Below are 21,444 nucleotides of genomic sequence, written 5' to 3'. Positions count from 1 at the left end.
TCGAATACTAGCGTTTAACCACTAAGATATTCTATTATATTCTTCAAGTAATTGAGGCGAATAAAACGTATGATATTTATCGTTTTCAACTAAGCTTATTCCAAGTTTTTTTCCATCTAAGATCATTTCATTCAAAACAGGTGCAATGTAATAACTACCATTCACACTGGCATCTTTATATATAGATTGCATTGCTGCTTTAACAAAATCCTTTCCATGTTTAAAATAAAATAAACCTGCAATTGCATTATGACTAATCGGGCGCTTTTCAGAAGTTTCAATAACTTGACCGTCATCATTTGTTAATGCATATGACCATCGAGGATGAACAGAATTAAAACATATTGTTGCTGCGTCGAGATCTCTTTGTTTAAAGGCATCAATATATTCTGATAAATCACAATCAAATTTTTGATCCATATTGGAGATAATTAAAGGCGTATCATTATTAATTGAATCTATAGCTAGTAATGCTGTACAGGCTGATCCTGCTGTATCACCAACAACTCGAATAATCTCAACACTATTATTCGTTAACAATTGTAATACATTATCAATATGGTACTGTTTACAGTCTGCTTCATTAACTGCAAATATATAATTAATGCTTTTATTAATAGCGTTTAAATCCTCTAGAACGCCCTGTATCATTGGCTGACCTTTTACCTCAGTTAAAGGTTTAGGATAAGCATATTGATTACCGTCGTAAGTAATTGAACCAGCCATTGGTATTAATACATTAATCATAATTTAAGACTCAACTTGCTTAATTTTATTGGTTATATTTTGATAGTTGACGTCATCAACACTAAGCACTTGCAATACATGCGCACCTGATGCTTTAGCTGCTTTGATACCATTTTCATTATCTTCAACTATCACGCACTGTTTCGGCGAAAGGCCTAAAAATTGTATACCTTTTAAATATATTTCAGGATCAGGTTTTGGCTTACTTACATCTTGATAAGAAAAAACAAAATCTAAATATTGACCTAATTCAGACTTTCTCATCATGGTATCTACTGTACCTTTAGCTGAATTAGAAGCAACTCCCAACTTATAACCATCTTTTTTTAACTGTGACAAAGCAAATTGATGATTAAAAGTCGGTTTACAGCGTGTATATATCATATCCATTGTATATCGCTGCTTAATATTGTTAATAAAATTATGTAACGACTCAGGTAAGCCCCGCTCAATACTGAGCATCTCCAGCTTCTTAATTGTAGGCAACCCATCATAAGTAACAATATGATCATATTGACTAATTTCTTGACCAAAGAGCTTTAGTGCTTTATTTAATGAATCATAATGCCAACCTTTTTCCTCAATTAGCACTCCATCCATATCAAAAATAACTGCTTTAATCTTACTTTTTATCATACTGCCTATACCAATACATTAACAACAAAAGTCAATAAAATACTCTTGAAAAACAATAAAATAATATCACTTTATTGATAAAAAATAAACTATTGATAACTGAATAAATTATTGACATATATCATCAAAAAACAGTAATATTGATTATAATGTCGACTTTGAATAATCAATTAAAGAACGCTTATGCTTAATGTTGTAATTCCAATGGCTGGTGCTGGCAGTCGATTTTCTAATGCCGGATATACTAAATCGAAACCATTTATTGATGTAAATGGCGCTCCTATGATTGCACGTGTACTGGAAAACTTAACATTTCATGATGCTAGATATATATTAATTGCTAGAAAAAAAGATATAGAAAATGAAAGTCTTCTTATAAATTCTATTAAAAAAAAATTTAATGTTATTTTCGTTGCAATTGATAATTTAACTGAAGGGACAGCCTCAACTGTTTTATTTTCACGCAAATATATAAACAATAAAGAACCACTACTAATTGCTAATTCTGATCAAATTATTGAATTAGATATTAAAAATTTTATTGATGATTGCTTTAATCGAAAATTGGATGGATCAATATTAACATTTATAGACGAACTAAAAGATCCCAAGTGGTCATTTGCTCGAATTAATGAAAATAAACTTGTCGTAGAAGTAAGAGAAAAGAAAGCCATATCTAAATATGCTACTGTTGGAATCTATTTATTTAGCAAAGGTAAATATTTTGTAGATAACGCAATTGACATGATAATAAATAATGACAGAGTAAACAATGAATTCTATACATGCCCAGTATATAATTACTGTATAGAAAATAATTTAAAAATAGGGATTTATAATATCAAGCAAACACAAATGCATGGTATAGGCACACCTGATGATCTTAATAAATACTTGAAACATATTGAGACTTGAGTTACGAAAAAATATAGTTATTAGCAACATTTCTATAATATAAGTTTCTTTCACTACTATTATTAAATGTCCTCTCTGACCATTTACTACAATAACCATGCCCTGAATTGGATTGCTCTATTGTATGGCCATAATATACCTCTGCACCTTTTATAAATATTGGCAGTAATGGCGTAAGCTCTGGAGAACTAAAATCATCAACAAACTTTAATCCTGGTGCATTAAGCTCGGTACCTACCATTATTGGTATATTATTTTCTTCTGCAATACCTACAACTTTATAAAGCTCATCTATTTTTCTTTTCTTTAATTCTTTATCTTGTATATTATAATTTCTATCGGGAATAATATTGATTCCTTTTGCTCCTAGCGACAAATGATATTGAATTAAATCTTCTATATGAGCTTCTGCCGGACTCATACCATCAACCCAAGCCATAACTGAAATACCATTAAGTAATTTAGTATACTGATTCACATCCGATAAATTAGGAAAATTATCTGGCGAAGGCTGTTGATAAGCAATACCTCCTTTTTTCATTAGTTTCAATCGAATAAATGCCTCTAATTTTAAATCATTATCAAATATTTCTTTAACTGTAGAGAGATCAGAGCATGTCGATACACACCAGAATTGAAGCCTTTCATTTTTATCTTTAAATACTTTTTCGGATTTTAATCTATATGCTTTACAAATATGTCGTTCAGTAGGGTTATTGTTAGGAGTTAATGACAACACATCTTTTGTATAATTCAAAGGGATTTTAGTTAAAATCGAATTAATTTTATTGATAATAATATTATTTCTATCATGTGATTTATTTAAAAATAAACTTGATAAATATTGATCAGAATGTGTGTTAACCCCTGAATTTAATCCGGAAATCATATGATATGCAATTCCAGGCTCGCCCGGCGAATTAATTTCCATATCTGTATATTTAGAAATATAAGCCCTAGTCTCCATGCTAGCTATTGTTTTAATCTTAAGCATCCTTCCTGCATCATGAAATTCATCTACACCATCAAGCGTATCAAAATCAACAAGCCCTATCATACTTAAACCTAACTTTTTTGCTTTCCATACAATTGAGGATGGAGACATTCCATATCCATTATAAGAATAAAACGAATGACAGTGTAAATTTATCCAATCATTTTTTGATGCAACCTCAAATTTACCTTGCTCTAGATATGAATTTAATTCAAGCAATGCTTTTGATCTAACATTTAAATTATAGCTGTTTAAATCACATTCTAAATCACTTATATCCATACCCTAATACCTACTATGTAAAATTCAAATTAATAAAACTGTAATACGATTACTATACCTATTTTAGGCAGTATGCTTTATAATAAGAGTGTACATTATATCCTAAATAAAATTTATGGAGATTTAACATGACAGATACCAAAAGAATAATTACTAAAAAATGCATAAAACATCTGTCCAATTTATTTCCATATTTTTTTGATAAAAGAGTTCACATTATTTTTGATGCTTGTGAAAAATTTCACTTTTATCATCTTGAGCCCATAGTCAAAGAAATATTAAAAGACCCTCGCTATAAAATCAGCATAATAAGATGGCCTGGAATCAAACCAGACGACATAATACCTAATGTTAATTATATGTCATTTAAAAAATTTTGGCATGATTGGTTTAATCTTTTTGACGTATTAATAACAACTGAAATAGAGCGCTGCCCTACATGGTTTATAAACGACATATCAATATGTATGTTTCATGGCGCAGGCCCAAAAATGTCATATATAAAAAATAAAGAAATAAATAATTACAACGTATTATTTTCTGTCGGCCCAACCACACAAAAAGTACTAGAAAACTTTGTAGACCCAACCGTCGTGGTTGAAAAAATTGGCCTACCTATAACTGACAAACTATTATCAAACAAATCCGCACTACCCCACACTATAAAATTAGCTCCATCTAAGCCAACAATTTTATATGCACCCAGTTGGTCAAAATATCCAGAATTAATTTCAATGAACAATCAAATTCTTGATGAACTAGCTTCCCTAAATAATTATAACGTTATTATTCGACCTCACCCATTACTTTTACAACCTAAAAATTGCAATGGATTTGACTGGAATACAAAAATCAATCAAATAAAATCAAAAGGTGTACAAATTTCTTATTCTATTGATCATTCAGTTTATGAATTAATGCCGTATATTGATATACTTTTAGGTGATGCTAGCTCTGTAACTTATGAATATTTAATATTTGATAAACCAATTATAACATATATGAAAGAAGGTATTTTAAAATCCTTCGATGCAGAAGAATTTATTGCCCCTTTATATGCTGCAACTTATCAGTTAGATTCACCAGAGCAATTAGAATCTGTTTTGTTTTCTATTAAAAATGAACCCGAAGAAATATCAAAAGCCAGAACTGAACTAAAAAATGCTACCTTGTTTAATATTGGCTCGGCTACAGAAGTTGCTGTTAAAACAATTGAGAAATATGCATTTGATTAGTACTTAGTTCTGGATAAGGTCATCGAATCAAGAACGGCGTTCATACTATCAAATTTAAAATCAGATAAAAGACTTTGTAGTCTTCTTTCACATACCTCTAAATTATTATAATGTCTAAATTTTGAAAACCGACTCAAACCATCAACTCTAGGTTGTTCAAAATCAACTTCCCATGGATGAATATAGAACATAAAGGGATTGTTATTACGATTAATAGAAGCAAGCCCCCATTTAGTTATGAAATAGTTAAATAATCTGAAATATCCACCCCCGGCAATTGGCATGGTAAACAGTGAATTTTTCACTGTTGATATTGGAAATTCTATAATATCTCCACCGTTTGGTGTGGTAATAATACCAGGTAGATGATCTGCGCTAGGTATACCATACCTATCATGACGCATTGGAAAAATACTTGAATCGTACTTAAATCCTGCCTCTACTAGTACGTCTAAAGCCCACAATGATTTTTTAGTTATAGAATAAGTAGCTGCTCTATATCCTTTAACTTCACACTGAATAATATCTTCCACAATAGCTTTAGCTTTAAAAGTTTCTTCTCTAAATTCAGCTTCCGTTTGTGTGTATATCAACTTATGACTCATACCATGTGATGCTACTTCATGCCCGAGACCTGCTATTTCTTTAACTAAATTAGGATAACGTTCAGCAATCCAACCTAGTGTAAAAAAAGTACCTTTTTGATTAGACTCATCTAATAAAGAAAGGATTTTATGTGTATTTTTTTCTACTCGGCATTTATGCTTACCCCAATCAGATCGATTTACAACTCCTGAAAGAGCTTCAACTTGAAAATAATCTTCAACATCAACAGTAAAAGCATTAGTTATTTGTGAATTCATTTATTACCGCTCACTTTAAAAATATTATTTAGTAGTATCTAAGTGATCTGCTATGCGTTTAAGTTGTCTTGATATTTCTACTAGCGCTCTAGATGCAATTGGTATATAAGCTCCATTTACAACATCTTCAATCTTTTTATCATCCGCTGTATAATTAATCAAATCTTCCTCATCATAAAGGCTTTCAGTAATTGTATTTTCATCTAAACAAACACTATCAGCTTTTCTTTTTTTATCCTTATATTTTACCCACTGTAATTCACCAATAGCACTTTTGAATTCATCTTGCTTAACATATTTAATATCATCAGCGAATGCACATGTTAAACATGTATCACATAAAGTGTTTATAAGTCGAGGTATCCCACCTGAGTATTCAAAAATACTTGAAACTATATCTGCATCAAATATCTTCTCTCTAATTCCTGCAATTTTTAAACGATGCACAATATATTCATGGGTTTCATCAAGTGTCAGAGCTCGCACATGATATCGCAAACTTACCCTTTGTAATAACTGCTCCATATCAGTTGCTTCTAACTTAGCATTTAATTCTGGCTGACCAACTAAAATAACATGTAATATTTTTTCTTTTTGAGTTTCTACACTTGAGAGTAATGTTATTTCTTCCAATACTCTTTTACTTAAGTTTTGAGCATCATCTATTATTAATAAGACTTGTTTATTTTCAAGATAACTATTAACTAAAAACTGATTCAACATAGTTAATAGTTCAACTTTTTTGGCACTAAACGGATTCATACCAAACTCAACTAAAATAGCTTGAAGTAATTCAATTTCATTTAATTGTGTTTGAAATATTTTTGCTACCAGTACATTTTCATCTAGTTCCGATAAAAGTTTTTTTATAAGTGTTGTTTTACCTGAACCGATTTCACCGGTTATTACAACGAATCCTTCGCGATTAAATATAGCATATTCCATATATGCTTTTGCTCTTGAGTGAGCAGAACTCATATACAGGTAATCTGTATCAGGCGTTATTCGAAAAGGAAAATCTTTTAGCCCAAAAAACTCCAAATACATAATTGGTTCCTTACAATGATGTGTAAACAAGCGAAGCGGTGATTCTCAAATCATCATATGCTTCACTACTAACTGTACTTTCTCTCTCAAGAGATCTTATATCGATTCTAAATCTAATATTTCTTCTAACATAATGAGAGTAATTTAATGAATATGTAAAATTATCATCTTCTCTAGCCAAAACAGGATCTTGAAATATTTTATTAGTATAATTTATCCCATAACCAACACTATTGGCTCCATGCAGAAACTCTACACCTTTAATTACGGCGCTTACAGCTTCATCATCTAAATCATCTTGAATAACATAATCACGTTGTCGTGATCTTAGTTCAAATGTAACTTTGCCTGATGAGTATGTTTTTAAATACTGCATTTGAATTGTTTCATCAACAAACACAGTATTAGCTACTGAATCTAACACTGTATCGCCAATATTTTCAATATAACCTAAGTTCGCTGCCTGCCTTCCTGTATCTGATAGTTTACTTATATAAGTAAATGCTACTTGTGATGTTTTAGTTCTTTTATTAATAATTGAAACTAAATAACGATTACTATCGAAATCGTCTTCGCCTCTTTTACCTATATGACTTGTTCCATATTCAAGCTCTATCTTATTTAGACCACGATCATAATCAAGACTTAAAAATCCATCAAAACGAGTAAAATCAGTATTAACATCATTATTTTCAAATCTTGCAAGTTCTGCATTTGAATTAACAGATAAAGATAATGATGAATTAACTTTATGTAACCAAACTGAGTCTAATCTCGCTCGCGAGTTATCCTTATCTTTTTCAAAGTTATACTTTTGAACCCTGCCTTTAAAAATAATATTATTTCTTGCATTAGCTCTAATCGTGTAATCAGGGCCTGTAGAGATAAAATTGATATTTTGTCTATTTGAAGGTGCATCGCTTTCTAATACATCAATTACCGTTTGTGTAAACACCTCATCCAGGTGCCACTCAAATTGTCCTGGGGATACCCTCCAGACAAAGTTAGCAAATAACTTACCAATATTTTCATCTTCAGTAACATCATTTAAGTAATCTATGGATGAAAAGGCAAATCTTACATTAGAAGATAAGTTAGCCGAATCTTCAAAAACTTTAATACCTGTATTTAAACTTACGGCTGTTTCCTCTCTAGGAATAAATTCTAACTCAATATTATCATATTGAGTAACCGAGCCACCTGCAAAATAATCAACCTGAGCAGCATTTGATATATTAAATATACTTATTAATAATAAAAAATAAATTTTAAATTTTAAATTAATCATAGTATTTTTTCCCTGAACTATGACTAAAAACTAAAAACTTTAGGCATCCTAAATTTAGGTATTTTGGGCACATTATTAAATACAACACCTAGCATTTTATCCTTATCAATTGCTTCTTTAGCCTCTTCAATTTTACCTTTTGTGGTAACTCCATAAGGTACAACTAATATTACATAATCACATAAATCAACAAGAATACGAGTATCAGCAGATTCAGTAATAGGTGCTGCATCTATAAAGATATATCTATCATCATATCTATGTAATAGATCACTCATTAATTTTCTCATTCGTAACGACGTAAAGTATTCTGTAGCTGTTTCTCGTGATGTACCTGCCGGTATTACTTTAAGGCGCTTTATACCTGTTTTATGTACTATTTTATTAACCTCAATAGATTCATTTTCAAGGTAATCAGTTAAACCTGCATCTGCATTCATTTTCAATAAATCGTCAAGTTTTGGATTATTTAAATTACAATCGATTAACAATGAAGTTTTACTTTCATCAAATGAAAAAGCAGCTGAAATATTAAGTGATGTTAATGCAGTATCTTCACCAGCATTACATGTAGTAACCATAATAATAAAGTTTTTTCCTTTATTTTTCTGAATAAGTTTTGTACGTAAGTCACGATACGTGTTGGCTATTTTATTATCTTGCATTCCAGAATAAATAACTTTTAATTCTGAAAGGCTATCATCATTCAGTTCATCACCACTATCCATTAAAGCTATATCTTGCGCAGCAGACTTTCTCAAAACTTCACCACCCATAGTATCAGGTGACACCAATTCACTAATATCTGATGCTTTTAAATTACCTTTATATGCCGTTAAACCTTTTTCACGAGACTTTTTAGCTTTATTTAATGCTTCTTCTATCTTACTCATTACATTTGCCCCGTATATTTAATCCAACCAACATAACCATATATAAATAATATAATGCAAAAACCAAATAATAAGATAACTAAACTGACTTTTAAGCTACGATCTTCTTTTTTAGTTGTAATCATTGGTATCTCTGCGAGAACAGGTATTTCCATTTCAGCTTGTATGACTCTAGAAAATCTTAAACGTGGATCTACCTGCAACATAATGAAGATTAAAGCGAAGGGCGCAGTTATACCAAGCGCTAAACCAGCTACCATAAAATGCAAAAAACGAATACCTGTTGGTATTAAAGGTATTTTAGCTGGTTCTTGAATTTTAAATGTTAATCCTTGATTTTCTTTATCCAAGTTTCTTGAAACTCGGGCTTTTTCCATTCTTCTTAAAAGATCCTGATAGATTTCCTGATTCACTTGATAATCACGCGTCAACTTTGATAATGTTGCTTCACCTCCATGAATTTCTTTAGCTCGTTTATATTCATTATTGAGCATTTTACTTAATTCAGTTATGCGTGCTTGTAATGTAGCAATTTTAGTCTGAGTGGTAGAAGCATCACTACGTAATTTTTGATACAACGGATTAAGTAATATAGCTTCATCAACATATTGAGAATTAGTGGACCCTGCAAGTTTTTTAGCTTCTTCTCGCACGAGCATTTCATTCTTCATAGACTGTTTAAGATCCTCAATTTGATGTTTAATTCTTACAATATCAGGATAAGTATCTTTATAATCTAATCTTAAATTTTCAAGACGTGTTTGTAGATCTGCTATTTTAGCTCGATACTGACCTTCTCTTGATTGACTTATTGTAATTGCTGCTTCACCAGATAATTGTTTTTGCAGTGAATCACGCCTAATTTCTGTTTCACGTATTTCTAAGCGCGTTCTCTCTATATCTGATGTGATTCGGCTGATTCTACCGGAAACTTCAGTCTCTAAACCGGGGCGTGCTCCTGGATTATTTGATCTAAATTCTCTAAGTGTTTCTTCAACCGTTGTTAGCTTTTCTAAATATTCATTAACTTGTTTTTCTATAAAATCATAAGCAGATTGACTTTCAGTTATTTTTGATTCTTCACCCATCTTTACAAATAATTCAGAAACACCTTTAGTAATAACAAATGCTTGCATCGGATCAGTATCATGATATTCAATTTTTATAGTATTGTTTCCAATACCTCTAACACTTAACCTATGTCTAAGATCTTTCTTGATTTCTGCTAATTCTATGTCTGAACGTTTTGTAACTAACCAATCAGTCTGAGGTAATATTTTGTTTAAAAATTCCTCACCATAGATAATTTCTTCAGCATTTTTTACATAAGCAGTTGAAGTGGTTGCAACGGCAGTGCCTTTCATTAATGGCTGCAAAATATTGCTGTCATTTGCCTGAATAATACTAAATGTTGAATAACGTTTAGGCCAAACAGATCCAACAGATAGTAGTGTAAGACTAATAATTAAAAAAAGTACAAAAAATATATAACGACGAGCAAATGCTTCTGCAATTACTAACTTAATAACGTCTTCAATTGGCAAATTCATATATTAAACTCCACGATTAAAACAAACGCTCAGGTACAGTTAATATATCACCTGGTCTTAATTCAATATTAGTCTCCAATTCGCCTTTATACAGAATATCGCCTAGATAAATATTAATGATACGCGGTCTATTTTTAATTTTACGATAGAGTTTAGTATTATTAGGTGCTGCAAAATCATTTACACTTCCCGCGGCTAAGATGGCATCTAGTACCGTCATACCTTGTCTAAAATTAAGTGAACTTGGATTTTTAACAGCTCCAGTTATACGCAATCGAGTTAAGTACTCGTTGCTTTTCAAACCAGTAACCATAATAGTAACATTTGGATCTCTAACAAAATTTTGTAATTTCTTTTCTATATTAGTAGCGACTGATTGAGGTGTCATTCCAGCTGCACGTATATCACCAATAAGTGGCATAGAAATCTTACCATCAGGTCTAACAGGAACAGTTACTGATAACTCTGCATTTCGCCATACATTAATTTTAACCGTATCATCAACACCGATATGATAAATTTGTACCGTTTTTGCACTGTTTAACTCTTTCAGTGTTTCTGAATTTACAGATACATATGCATTTGAGGCGCATCCAGTTAATAATAAAAATAACACAAAAGTTGATACAGCTGCCAATATGGCTCTATACATTTTTTTTCTCCATTAAAATGCCTTAACTTATAAACATTAGACTATTACAATATACGAATATAATATTCAATCTGTCCTTAATCAAACTATCAGCGTGATAAGAACATGGTATTTTACAAACTACTTGCTCATAAATCTATATAAAAGTTATTTATTAGTTATGAATATTAGTAAATATAATTTAATCTAGTATTAATATGTTTATTTAACTAAAACAACGACCTAATAGCTAACATTTCAAATAATATAAGTCATTAGGTATCAATTTTATTTATAGCTAACCTGCTTAAAAATAAGCTCTGTTATATAAATCGACTGTACAAACTCAATACATTACAAATCACTAAATGCAGCACATAATCATTTCGTTTTATATTAATGCCTCTTTATTTTAGTAGCCAATGCTATAATATAATCACAGTCAAAATTATTGATGTTAAATCATTATCGAATACATGAAATTCAACCAACATTATAGAACCCTTGGTTTAAAAACCACCAGCTCTTGGAAAGAGGTTCGCAAGTCTTATAAGCTACTCGTCCAAAAATATCACCCGGATAAAATTGAAAAGCAAATAGAACACACAACTTCGACTGATGAAAAAATCAAGATCATTAATAATGCATATCAAGCATTAAGCACTTATTATCGTAAACATGGCTCATTACCTATTGATAAGCTACCAGAGGCCCCTAAAACAGACTCTAAAGATTTAAACACCAATAAAGCTTATAAAGAGCCTACAACAAGACAAGAGGCATCATCTAAACCTACAAATACTAAGACTCAAAACAAGAGCACTACTCTCTCTACACAAACATCATCTTCAAAAAAACTCATTTATGCAGCAATTGTTTTGATCCTTATGCCTACAACTATGTACGTTGCAATAAATAATTCAGAATATGACATGCTCGAAACTCACGATCAAATCAATACTTCTAATGACATAACAGAAACAAAAATTGCAGCTCCAATTGCTATAAATACCAATAAAGCAGAGCCCGTTAATGTAAAGGATACTGTAATTGATCAATATTTCTCATATGGATCTACATTAGGAGAGGTAATTTTTATTCAGGGGTCACCAACTAAAATAAAAGGTGATATATGGTATTACGGAAAATCAGAAATACATTTTAAAAATGGTGAAGTCACTTATTGGAAAAGAACTAGTAATAACCCTCTAAAAGCACGATTATCAATACAATAGCCATTGCTATAGTAGAAAATTACCTAGCTCCTTGACCAAATAATACGACTTGAACTGTTTGAAATAAAATATTCATGTCTAAGAACAAGCTATAATTTTTGATGTAGTACAAATCATATTGAAGCTTGTTTTTTGTATCTTCTTCAGTATCACCATATGGATAACAAATTTGAGCCCAACCCGTTATACCGGGTTTTACAGTATGCCTCAAAGAATAATGAGGTATAGATTGCTCAAAACCTAAAACGAACTGAGGTCTTTCAGGTCGTGGGCCGATAAAACTCATATCACCTTTAAGCACATTAAAAAGTTGAGGCAATTCATCAATTCGTGTTTTTCTTATGAAAGCACCAATGATAGTGACTCGAGAATCATTTTTACTGGCAAATTGAGCCCCATCTTTTTCAGCATCTGTTTTCATACTTCGAAATTTTAATACACCAAAAGGAGCATCACACAAGCCTAAGCGTATCTGCCTATAAAAAATGGGGTCTCGTCCAAAGCTACTCAGCCAAATTGCACAAGCTGTAATTATAATAATTGGACTGGCTAATAATAAAATCAATAAACTAGCAAAGACATCGAATATTCGCTTGATATAACTGATAGATACTGCGTTTGTAAAACCGTCAGAAAAGATAACTGAACTAGGATGCAAGGCATCTAATTCGATATGTCCTGTTATTCGCTCCAATGAATCTAAAATTTCACGAACTACAATGCCTTTCATTTTGCATTCTAGTAAGCCTGATAGAGGAAAACCAACGCGTCTATCATCCATAGCTAGTACTATTTCACTTATATCATTATCAATACAAAGATCTAATAAGGTAGATTCTATAGTAAGGATATTATCTGGATTAATGAGCACTTCATTTTGATCAACATTTATAAAACCTGCTATGTCATAACCTCTTTTCATAGCATAGTCTTTATAGCCTTCTAGCATTTTACCTTTATTACCAGTGCCTAAGATTAATAAACGACGCTTAAATGCGTTATGGTTATCAATTTTATAAAATAGTGTCCGTGTAAATAGAATACCAATAAAAGCAATTATTAATGAGAAAGCAAAGACACCACGACCTAAAAATACCTTGGGGTATATATAGTAGGTAGCAATAATTAAAGCTAATCCTAAGATAAAACTAATGAAAATACGGATCATTATGGCTGAAAAATCATCAACATTATTTCTAGCATGTAGCCCTGTTGCCACCATGCTTAACCACATAATCGCAGCAAATACACCTGCCTTTATATTGATAGGTTGCAATAAACTAAGTTCTGAAGTGATGTTAGAAGAATCAAAAAAACGGGCATAGGCACCTGCATAAACAGACATAAAAAGCACTATTAGTTCAATAATCATAAGTAAAACTATACTTGTGGGTATATAGTGCCCAAATATCCTTAACATAGCTTGTGATTAATTCCTTAATATATGATGTGAGACAATATGATTTTGTAAATAACAAACCACATTGTAACTAATTTTTTATCATTTAACTAATATATTACTTTCTTCTACATAAACTATTTCATAAACTTAATGCTCCACCCGCCTCCATCAGTTATTATTAATTGAATATTAAATTATATGGGACTTTTAAGAATGTTTGATTTAGAAAATACACGGATTTGTGTAGTTGGACTTGGTTATGTAGGTCTACCTCTTGCCGTCGAATTTGGCAAAAAATACGAAACTATTGGGTATGATATTAATCATCCTCGTATTGATGAGTTGCTATTGGGGAAAGACAGTACCTTAGAGGTATCTGAAGAAGAACTTAAAACACCTAAATCTCTCAGTTATACGGCTGACCTAGAAAAAATAGCAGATTGTAATGTTTACGTAGTCACCGTACCTACACCTGTCGATAAAAATAAAAAACCAGATTTAACACCTTTAATTCAATCAAGCCTAGCATTAGGCAAGGTTCTTAAACATAACGATACCGTAATATATGAATCAACAGTATATCCTGGTGCAACTGAAGAAGTTTGTGTACCCGCATTAGAAAAAACCTCTAATTTAAAATTCAACCAAGATTTCTTTATTGGTTATAGCCCTGAACGAATCAATCCAGGCGACAAAGAACATCATGTAACTAAAATACTTAAAATCACTTCTGGATCTACGCCTGATACTGCTGATTTTGTAGATTCATTATATTTATCAGTCATTACAGCAGGTACTTATAAGGCTAACACGTTAAAAGTAGCAGAAGCTGCTAAAGTAATTGAAAATGTGCAGCGAGATGTAAATATCGCACTTGTTAATGAGCTTTCCTTAATCTTCTCAAGATTAAATATCGATACACTTGATGTTCTAGAAGCTGCTGGTACTAAATGGAATTTCCTTCCCTTCAGACCCGGCTTAGTTGGTGGTCACTGTATTGGTGTTGACCCTTACTATTTAGTGCACAAAGCTCAGGAAACAGGTTTTGAACCTGCTATTATTCCTGCAAGTCGCCACACCAATGAATACATGGCCGCCCATGTTGTACTTATGACATCACAATTAATGGCTAAAAAACGAATTAATATTGTCGATTCTAACATTCTTGTTTTAGGTCTGGCTTTCAAAGAAAACTGTCCTGACCTTAGAAATACTAAAGTAGTCGACATTTTAAGTGAATTGAAACCATATAACGCAAATGTAGATATTTACGACCCTTGGGTGGATGCTCAGGATGCCATCAACGAGTATGGCCTAGATGTCATCAAAGAACCTAAGTTAGGTTATTACGATACGATTATTATTGCAGTAGCCCATAAAGAATTTGCTGAAATGGGCGCAAAAGGACTTAGAGCACTCTGCAAAGACAATTCTGTTATATATGACGTCAAGTATCTACTAGAAGCAGGTGAAGCAGATGGTCGCTTATAAACATATCTTAATTAGCAGCTCTTGACCAACCTGAAGACCAAGAACTATTGTTAAAATAGCTTATATCGTGACTCACATCAAATTCATTTAATACACGACATAAAAAAGCCTCCCTAATTAATTAGGGAGGCTTTTTTTATATGGTGCGCCTGAAGGGATTCGAACCCCTGACCGCTCGGTTCGTAGCCGAGTACTCTATCCAGCTGAGCTACAGGCGCTGATCTTCTGAGGGCGTGAATTATGTAGAATTTATCCCACTACGTCAATGATTTTTTTATATAAAAAGTAATAACATAAAATTAATTCCCATTAGATCCAGTTCTCCTAACTTAAACCTCATAGATTAGCAATTAAATCAATTATAAATAACCGAGGCTTAATATAGAACAATTTAATTATTTCTTTATAATACATTATCTAGGGTAGTATGCCCAAATGACTTAAATATGACATGGATATCTAATGAGATTAAATTACTTCTGTTATTTTAGAGCAATAGCTATTGTTCTAATTGTGGCTGGGCACTCCTTTCAACCGTGGAGTATGAATAATACAATCCCGGAAATGATGATCGCAAATATAATTATTGGCGGTACGTCATTTTTTGTATTTATATCAGGCTTTTTCTTTCACTTTGTATTTTACCAAAACTTTAACTACAAACGATTTATTGTAAAAAAATCTAAAGCGCTTTTAATTCCATATTTATTACTAAGCTTTATTGGCTTCTTCTTTATTTTAAGCTTTCTAGATCTACAACCTCATCATCTTATTTATGAAACAAATACTATATTTAATAGCCTTATACTATTTTCAAAATATCTATGGACTGGCAACACTCTATTAGCTTATTGGTATATACCTTTCATAATGGTGATATTTTTAATTTCGCCTATATTTTTATTCTATATAGAGCTATCGATAAAACAACAAATTATTATTTTTATTATAATGTTAGCTATTTCTATGATTATTCATAGACCTTCACATGAAATTGCTTACCGTACAACATATTTTCTTTTTACAATACACTCAGTTATATACTTTTTACCCATTTATTTATTGGGCATTATATTTTCTCTGCAGAAAGTGATCATTCTAAAATTCATTAAAAACAAAGCTTATATCTTAGGCTTAGCCGTATTATTACTATCGTACATACAAATAACATATTATGGATTTTATTATAATTTTACTAAAAAAGTAATATTTTCTTACAATGGAATAGATATTCTCATTATCCAAAAAATATTATTGATATTTTTTATCTTATCCTTACTGCAAAAAATCGATCATATAGAAATACCACTGTTAAAATATTTAGCATCAATAAGTTTTGCGATATTTTTCCTACATTCATTTGTTATATTATTTATCGATAGTTTTTCACTTATTGAATATATAGATTTTTTACCTGGCATTATTATATTTGCAATAAGAACGGTCTTCACAATAGCGATCAGCATAGGAATTGCTATATTACTAAAAAGATTGCTAGAGAAAAAAAGCAGCTATATTATAGGTTGGTAGCTGCTTTTTTCATGACTAAAACTAAAGATAAAAAACTTGATCTAACTTAATCGAATAATTAAAGATTAAGTTAATTAAATTTGGCGGAGAGCGAGGGATTCGAACCCTCGATACTGTTTCCAATATACACCCTTAGCAGGGGTGCGCCTTCAGCCACTCGGCCAGCTCTCCAATTCTTTCTTAAAAGCATTATGTACTTCTAACTTATTTGTGCACCTTATTCTGGACTCCTGTCCTACACCCTCTTACGGGCCATGACGCCATAAAGCGGTCATCATGTTCAAACTGTTCCAGACAATTTAATCAGCTCTACAAATTCATTTTAAACTTCAAACAAAACCGCCGCAAAAAGCGGCGGTTTCGATGGGGCGTAGAATACCTGCGATTTAGTCTCAGGTAAAGCCCATATTGCTAAAAATATTAGCCTGCTGAGTTTCCGGCGTTCTGGCCTTCCTGCTCTCTCTGAATACGTTCGTAAATTTCTTCACGATGCACAGAGACTTCTTTAGGTGCATTTATACCAATACGAACCTGGTTGCCTTTGACACCCAGTACTGTTACAGATACATCATCACCAATCATTAGTGTTTCGCCAACTCGGCGGGTTAAAATTAACATTTTTACTACTCCTAGTTTCAATCACCAACGGCAACTAGAGTCACTAATCCTTGTACCCTGTCACCAGACTGTAATATTAACACAGCTAAATTGTGATGGCGTTCACTTTTTTATGCAGTTTTTTGCTCTAAACCAAATTCACTGTGTAAAGTCCTTACACCTAGTTCAAGGTATTTTTCATCTACAACCACTGAAATCTTAATTTCCGAAGTAGAAATCATCAGAATATTAATGCCTTCTCTCGCTAATGCAGCAAACATACTTGACGCAATACCAGCATGTGATCGCATACCAACACCGACAATTGAAATTTTAACAATAGAGTCATTACCTTTGACTTTTTTAGCGCCTAGCTTTTTACCAGTATTTTCAAGTAGTTCGATAGCCTGAGGGTAATCGTTACGATGTACCGTGAATGTAAAGTCGGTTGTTCCATCTTCACCCACATTCTGTACTATCATATCTATTTCAATATTCGCTTCAGTAATTGAACCTAAAATCTGCGATGCAATACCGGGTTGATCAGGCACACCAGAAATGGTCAGCTGAGCTTCGTCCCGATTAAAAGCAATACCGGAAATTACGGCCTGTTCCATTTCATCTTCCTCTGTTGTTATTAATGTACCAATCCCTTCACCCTCTTCAAAAGAAGATAATACGCGTAAAGGAACATTATATTTACCAGCAAATTCTACCGAACGTATCTGTAAAACTTTTGACCCCAGGCTAGCCATCTCCAGCATTTCTTCAAATGTTATACGGTCCAGTTTTCGCGCTCTAGGCTCTACTCTTGGGTCCGTTGTATAAACACCATCCACATCTGTATATATCTGACATTCATGAGCTTTAAGTGCTGCTGCAATTGCAACAGCTGTGGTATCAGAACCACCCCGTCCAAGCGTAGTTATATTGCCATCGTGATCTACACCTTGAAATCCAGCCACAATAATGATATTTCCTGCAGCAAGATCATTCTGCATATTATCGCATTCAATATCTTTAATTCGCGCTTTACCATGAATATTATCAGTAAGCATTTTGATCTGCGCACCGGTATAAGATCTGGCATCAGCACCTTTTGCGTGTAGCGCCATTGTCAAAAGAGCTATAGTTACTTGCTCACCAGTGGATACAAGAACATCCATTTCACGTGTAGAAAGCTTCTTATCTATTTGATTTGCAAGGCCAATTAGCCTATTTGTTTCGCCGCTCATTGCCGAAACTACAACCACAACCTGATTACCCCTGTCACGCGTCGCAATGACACGCTCAGCAACAGCCTGTATACGCTCAATCGTGCCGACTGAGGTACCACCATATTTTTGTACTATTAAAGCCATGTTTTCTATCTACTAAAAAGCCACCTTAAATAAGGTGGCGAATTATGTCATACGAGCATAAATATTGCGAATTGCAGATCATTATAACTGCTGTTCAACCCAGTCTGTTACCGAGTCCAGAGCTTTCTGCAAGTTTTCAGGCTGACTGCCACCGGCCATTGCCATATCCGGCCGTCCACCACCTTTGCCACCTACCTGACTGGCAACCATATTAACCAGATCACCGGCTTTAATACGACCTGTCTGATCTTTGGTTACACCAGCACAGAGACTGACTTTTTTGTCATCTGCTGTGGCTAGAATAATAATTGCAGATCCCAGTTTATTTTTAAGCTGATCCATAGTGTCACGCAAAGACTTACTATCTACACCTTCAAGTTTAACGGCCAGTACTTTAATTCCATCAATCTCAACCGCATCCGCTGTTAAGTCTTTACCTGTTTGTGTCGCCATCTTTGACTTAAGCTGAGCAATTTCCTTTTCCTGAGCTTTTATTTTACTTAAAACCTGTGAAAGCTTATCTTCAATCTCATCATTACTTGCTTTAAGAAGTGAAGATATCTTATTGATTTTATTAGATTGATTGTTCGAGTACTCAATCGCAGCAATACCTGTAACCGCCTCAATTCGCCTCACACCTGAGGCAATCCCGCTTTCAGCAACAATTTTAAACGAGCCGATTTCACCACTGCTACCCACATGAACACCACCACAAAGCTCAACAGAAAAACCACCCATTGCTACAACACGCACCTCATCACCGTATTTTTCACCGAACAATGCCATCGCGCCTTTTTCTTTAGCATCTGCAATCGCCATTTCTTCTGCTTCAGTATTTAAATTTGAACGGATCTGCTGATTAACCAGGCGCTCAACTTCAAATAACTGATCAGGCTTAATCGCTTCATTATGTGAGAAATCAAACCTTAATCGCTGATCGTCACATAACGAACCTTTTTGCTGAACATGCTCTCCCAAAATACTGCGCAGCGCAGCATGCATTAAATGTGTTGCTGAATGGTTACGAATTATCGCATCACGGCGTACTGTATTTATCTCAGCGCTGAGACTCTCTCCAACTTTTAATTCACCTTTTGTAACAGAACCAATATGAATAAACGCCTTACCCTGTTTTTTCGTATCAAGAACCTCAAAACCAGCGCTATCATTAACCAGCAAACCTGTATCACCCACCTGACCACCAGACTCTGCATAGAACGGCGTATGCTTTAAAACAACAATAGCGTCATCACCCGTTGATACTGAATCAACCAATTCTCCATCCTTAAATAGTGAAACCACTTCAGACTGGTCTTTTAATAAATCATAACCGGTGAACTCTGTTACTGAATCAGTATCAATTGAGTCGTTATAATCAACACCAAATTTACTTGCAGATCTGGCTCGTTCTCGCTGAGCCTCCATAGCAACTTCATAACCCGGCATATCGAGACTTAACTCACGCTCACGCGCAATATCAGCTGTTAAATCAACTGGAAAACCATAGGTATCATATAATTTGAAAACCATTTCACCCGGTATTAATCCGTCTTTAATAGACTCAATACTGTCTTCAAGAATTTTCATTCCCTGATCCAGCGTTTCAGCAAAACGCTTCTCTTCTAACTTCAGAGCATCTTCAACCTGTTTCTGAGCTTTCTTAAGCTCAGGATAAGCAACACCCATCTGCTCAACCAGTGGTTTAACCAGTTTATGAAAAAATAAATCATTCTGGCCAAGTTTATGTCCATGCCTTAAAGCACGACGGATAATTCGACGAAGAACGTACCCTCGCCCTTCATTAGACGGCAGAACACCATCAACAATTAAAAATGAACAGGATCTTATATGGTCAGCTATAACCTTAAGCGAACTGTGAGTTAAATCTTTAAATCCGGTTTCTTTTGCAGCCGCACCAATGAGAGCCTGAAATAGATCAATATCATAATTACTATGACCATCCTGCAAAATTGCAGCCAGTCTCTCTAACCCCATACCCGTATCAACAGAAGGTTTCGGCAATGGCTCCATCTTGCCTGACTTATCCCTATTGTACTGCATGAAAACCAGATTCCAGATTTCTATATAACGATCACCATCTTCTTCAGGTGTACCTGGAGGCCCACCGGGAATATTCTCTCCATGATCATAAAATATTTCGGTACAGGGACCACAGGGACCTGTATCACCCATAGACCAGAAATTATCACTTTCGTTTTTCTTACCACCCGGCTTATCACCTATACGAGAAAAACTATTCTTATCTATACCAATTTCTTCAAGCCAGATTTTAGCCGCTTCATCATCATCCGCATAAACAGTCACCCAGAGTTTTTCTTTTGGCAAACCGCAAACCTCGGTTAAAAACTCCCAGGCATAATTAATTGCTTCACGCTTAAAGTAATCCCCAAAACTAAAGTTACCCAGCATTTCAAAAAAAGTATGGTGACGTGCGGTATAACCCACATTCTCAAGATCATTATGTTTACCACCAGCACGCACGCACCGCTGACTACTCGTTGCTGTTACATAACTCCTCTCATCCTGACCGAGGAACACGTCTTTAAATTGCACCATGCCCGCATTGGTAAATAAAAGAGTCGGATCATTACCCGGGATCAGTGAGCTAGAGGCAACTACCTCATGTCCTTTGCTACTAAAAAAATCTAGGAACTGTTGTCGAATTTCGGCTGTTGTCTTCATATTAAATTACATTAACTTATATTGTTAAATCTTTGATTTAAATG

General features: G+C 33.4%; 18 protein-coding genes and 2 tRNA genes. 5 read left to right on the top strand and 15 right to left on the bottom strand.

Annotation, left to right across the window (positions count from 1 at the left end; all coding sequences use genetic code 11):
• Nucleotides 1–21 precede the first annotated feature (21 nt).
• Nucleotides 22–747 (bottom strand): nucleotidyltransferase, encoded by a 726-nt coding sequence (locus DIZ80_06410; GenBank protein RDH83766.1) that lies wholly within the window; start codon nt 745–747, stop codon nt 22–24.
• 3 nt (nt 748–750) lie between these two features.
• Nucleotides 751–1,383, bottom strand: a complete 633-nt coding sequence (locus DIZ80_06405) for an HAD family hydrolase (protein RDH83765.1) — start codon at nt 1,381–1,383, stop codon at nt 751–753.
• Nucleotides 1,384–1,566: 183 nt separating this feature from the next.
• On the opposite strand from DIZ80_06405, the gene DIZ80_06400 reads away from it, so the two are divergent.
• Complete coding sequence (locus DIZ80_06400; GenBank protein RDH83764.1) at nt 1,567–2,298, top strand: lipopolysaccharide biosynthesis protein; 732 nt, start codon at nt 1,567–1,569, stop codon at nt 2,296–2,298.
• A 1-nt stretch (nt 2,299) separates the two neighbouring features.
• Here the strand turns inward: DIZ80_06400 and DIZ80_06395 are convergent, their stop codons facing one another.
• On the bottom strand, nt 2,300–3,574 hold the full coding sequence (locus tag DIZ80_06395; protein RDH83763.1) for a hypothetical protein: 1,275 nt from the start codon (nt 3,572–3,574) through the stop codon (nt 2,300–2,302).
• A gap of 128 nt (nt 3,575–3,702) precedes the next feature.
• Here DIZ80_06395 and DIZ80_06390 point away from each other — a divergent pair, with 128 nt between their 5' ends.
• Nucleotides 3,703–4,809, top strand: coding sequence for a hypothetical protein (locus DIZ80_06390; protein ID RDH83762.1), 1,107 nt, complete (start codon nt 3,703–3,705; stop codon nt 4,807–4,809).
• On the opposite strand, the gene DIZ80_06385 is transcribed toward DIZ80_06390, so the two are convergent.
• Genes DIZ80_06385 through DIZ80_06360 form a run of 6 tightly spaced genes read right to left on the bottom strand, consistent with a single transcriptional unit; the run spans nt 4,806 to nt 11,102 of the window.
• The gene (locus DIZ80_06385; GenBank protein RDH83761.1) at nt 4,806–5,672 is read right to left on the bottom strand and encodes a polysaccharide deacetylase family protein; all 867 of its coding nucleotides are present in this window, start codon (nt 5,670–5,672) and stop codon (nt 4,806–4,808) included. The two genes, DIZ80_06390 and DIZ80_06385, sit on opposite strands and share 4 nt — an antisense overlap.
• A 24-nt stretch (nt 5,673–5,696) precedes the next feature.
• Entirely contained in the window at nt 5,697–6,719 is a 1,023-nt protein-coding gene (locus DIZ80_06380; GenBank protein ID RDH83760.1) for a hypothetical protein, read from the bottom strand.
• A gap of 10 nt (nt 6,720–6,729) precedes the next feature.
• Complete coding sequence (locus tag DIZ80_06375) at nt 6,730–8,007, bottom strand: hypothetical protein (protein RDH83759.1); 1,278 nt, start codon at nt 8,005–8,007, stop codon at nt 6,730–6,732.
• Nucleotides 8,008–8,030: 23 nt separating this feature from the next.
• A complete protein-coding gene (locus DIZ80_06370) occupies nt 8,031–8,900 on the bottom strand; it encodes a polysaccharide biosynthesis protein (GenBank protein ID RDH83758.1) in 870 nt (289 codons plus the stop codon).
• Nucleotides 8,900–10,450, bottom strand: coding sequence for a hypothetical protein (locus DIZ80_06365; GenBank protein RDH83757.1), 1,551 nt, complete (start codon nt 10,448–10,450; stop codon nt 8,900–8,902). Before DIZ80_06365 ends, DIZ80_06370 begins: the two co-directional genes overlap by 1 nt.
• 16 nt (nt 10,451–10,466) lie before the next feature.
• Nucleotides 10,467–11,102, bottom strand: coding sequence for a sugar ABC transporter substrate-binding protein (locus tag DIZ80_06360; protein RDH83756.1), 636 nt, complete (start codon nt 11,100–11,102; stop codon nt 10,467–10,469).
• Nucleotides 11,103–11,557: 455 nt separating this feature from the next.
• Between DIZ80_06360 and DIZ80_06355 the strand changes: the two genes are divergently transcribed.
• Complete coding sequence (locus DIZ80_06355; GenBank protein ID RDH83755.1) at nt 11,558–12,316, top strand: hypothetical protein; 759 nt, start codon at nt 11,558–11,560, stop codon at nt 12,314–12,316.
• Between the two features lie 19 nt (nt 12,317–12,335).
• Here DIZ80_06355 and DIZ80_06350 read toward each other — a convergent pair whose 3' ends face one another.
• A complete protein-coding gene (locus tag DIZ80_06350) occupies nt 12,336–13,736 on the bottom strand; it encodes a sugar transferase (GenBank protein RDH83754.1) in 1,401 nt (466 codons plus the stop codon).
• A 195-nt stretch (nt 13,737–13,931) separates the two neighbouring features.
• On the opposite strand from DIZ80_06350, the gene DIZ80_06345 reads away from it, so the two are divergent.
• The gene (locus DIZ80_06345; GenBank protein RDH83753.1) at nt 13,932–15,209 is read left to right on the top strand and encodes a Vi polysaccharide biosynthesis protein VipA/TviB; all 1,278 of its coding nucleotides are present in this window, start codon (nt 13,932–13,934) and stop codon (nt 15,207–15,209) included.
• A gap of 141 nt (nt 15,210–15,350) precedes the next feature.
• Here DIZ80_06345 and DIZ80_06340 read toward each other — a convergent pair.
• Nucleotides 15,351–15,427: transfer RNA gene (locus tag DIZ80_06340), tRNA-Arg, on the bottom strand.
• Between the two features lie 244 nt (nt 15,428–15,671).
• On the opposite strand from DIZ80_06340, the gene DIZ80_06335 reads away from it, so the two are divergent.
• A complete protein-coding gene (locus DIZ80_06335; GenBank protein RDH83752.1) occupies nt 15,672–16,739 on the top strand; it encodes a hypothetical protein in 1,068 nt (355 codons plus the stop codon).
• An 81-nt stretch (nt 16,740–16,820) separates the two neighbouring features.
• Here the strand turns inward: DIZ80_06335 and DIZ80_06330 are convergent.
• The 4 genes from DIZ80_06330 to DIZ80_06315 all read right to left on the bottom strand — a co-directional run bounded on the left by DIZ80_06330 (nt 16,821) and on the right by DIZ80_06315 (nt 21,400).
• Nucleotides 16,821–16,910: transfer RNA gene (locus tag DIZ80_06330), tRNA-Ser, on the bottom strand.
• Nucleotides 16,911–17,159: 249 nt separating this feature from the next.
• On the bottom strand, nt 17,160–17,357 hold the full coding sequence (gene csrA, locus DIZ80_06325) for a carbon storage regulator (protein RDH83751.1): 198 nt from the start codon (nt 17,355–17,357) through the stop codon (nt 17,160–17,162).
• A gap of 110 nt (nt 17,358–17,467) precedes the next feature.
• The gene (locus DIZ80_06320) at nt 17,468–18,697 is read right to left on the bottom strand and encodes an aspartate kinase (protein RDH83750.1); all 1,230 of its coding nucleotides are present in this window, start codon (nt 18,695–18,697) and stop codon (nt 17,468–17,470) included.
• An 81-nt stretch (nt 18,698–18,778) separates the two neighbouring features.
• Nucleotides 18,779–21,400, bottom strand: coding sequence for an alanine--tRNA ligase (locus tag DIZ80_06315; GenBank protein ID RDH83749.1), 2,622 nt, complete (start codon nt 21,398–21,400; stop codon nt 18,779–18,781).
• Nucleotides 21,401–21,444: the final 44 nt, after the last annotated feature.

It is taken from the genome of endosymbiont of Galathealinum brachiosum (genome assembly GCA_003349885.1).
Taxonomy (GTDB): domain Bacteria; phylum Pseudomonadota; class Gammaproteobacteria; order SZUA-229; family SZUA-229; genus SZUA-229.
This window is presented reverse-complemented; position numbering and strand designations above follow the sequence as displayed.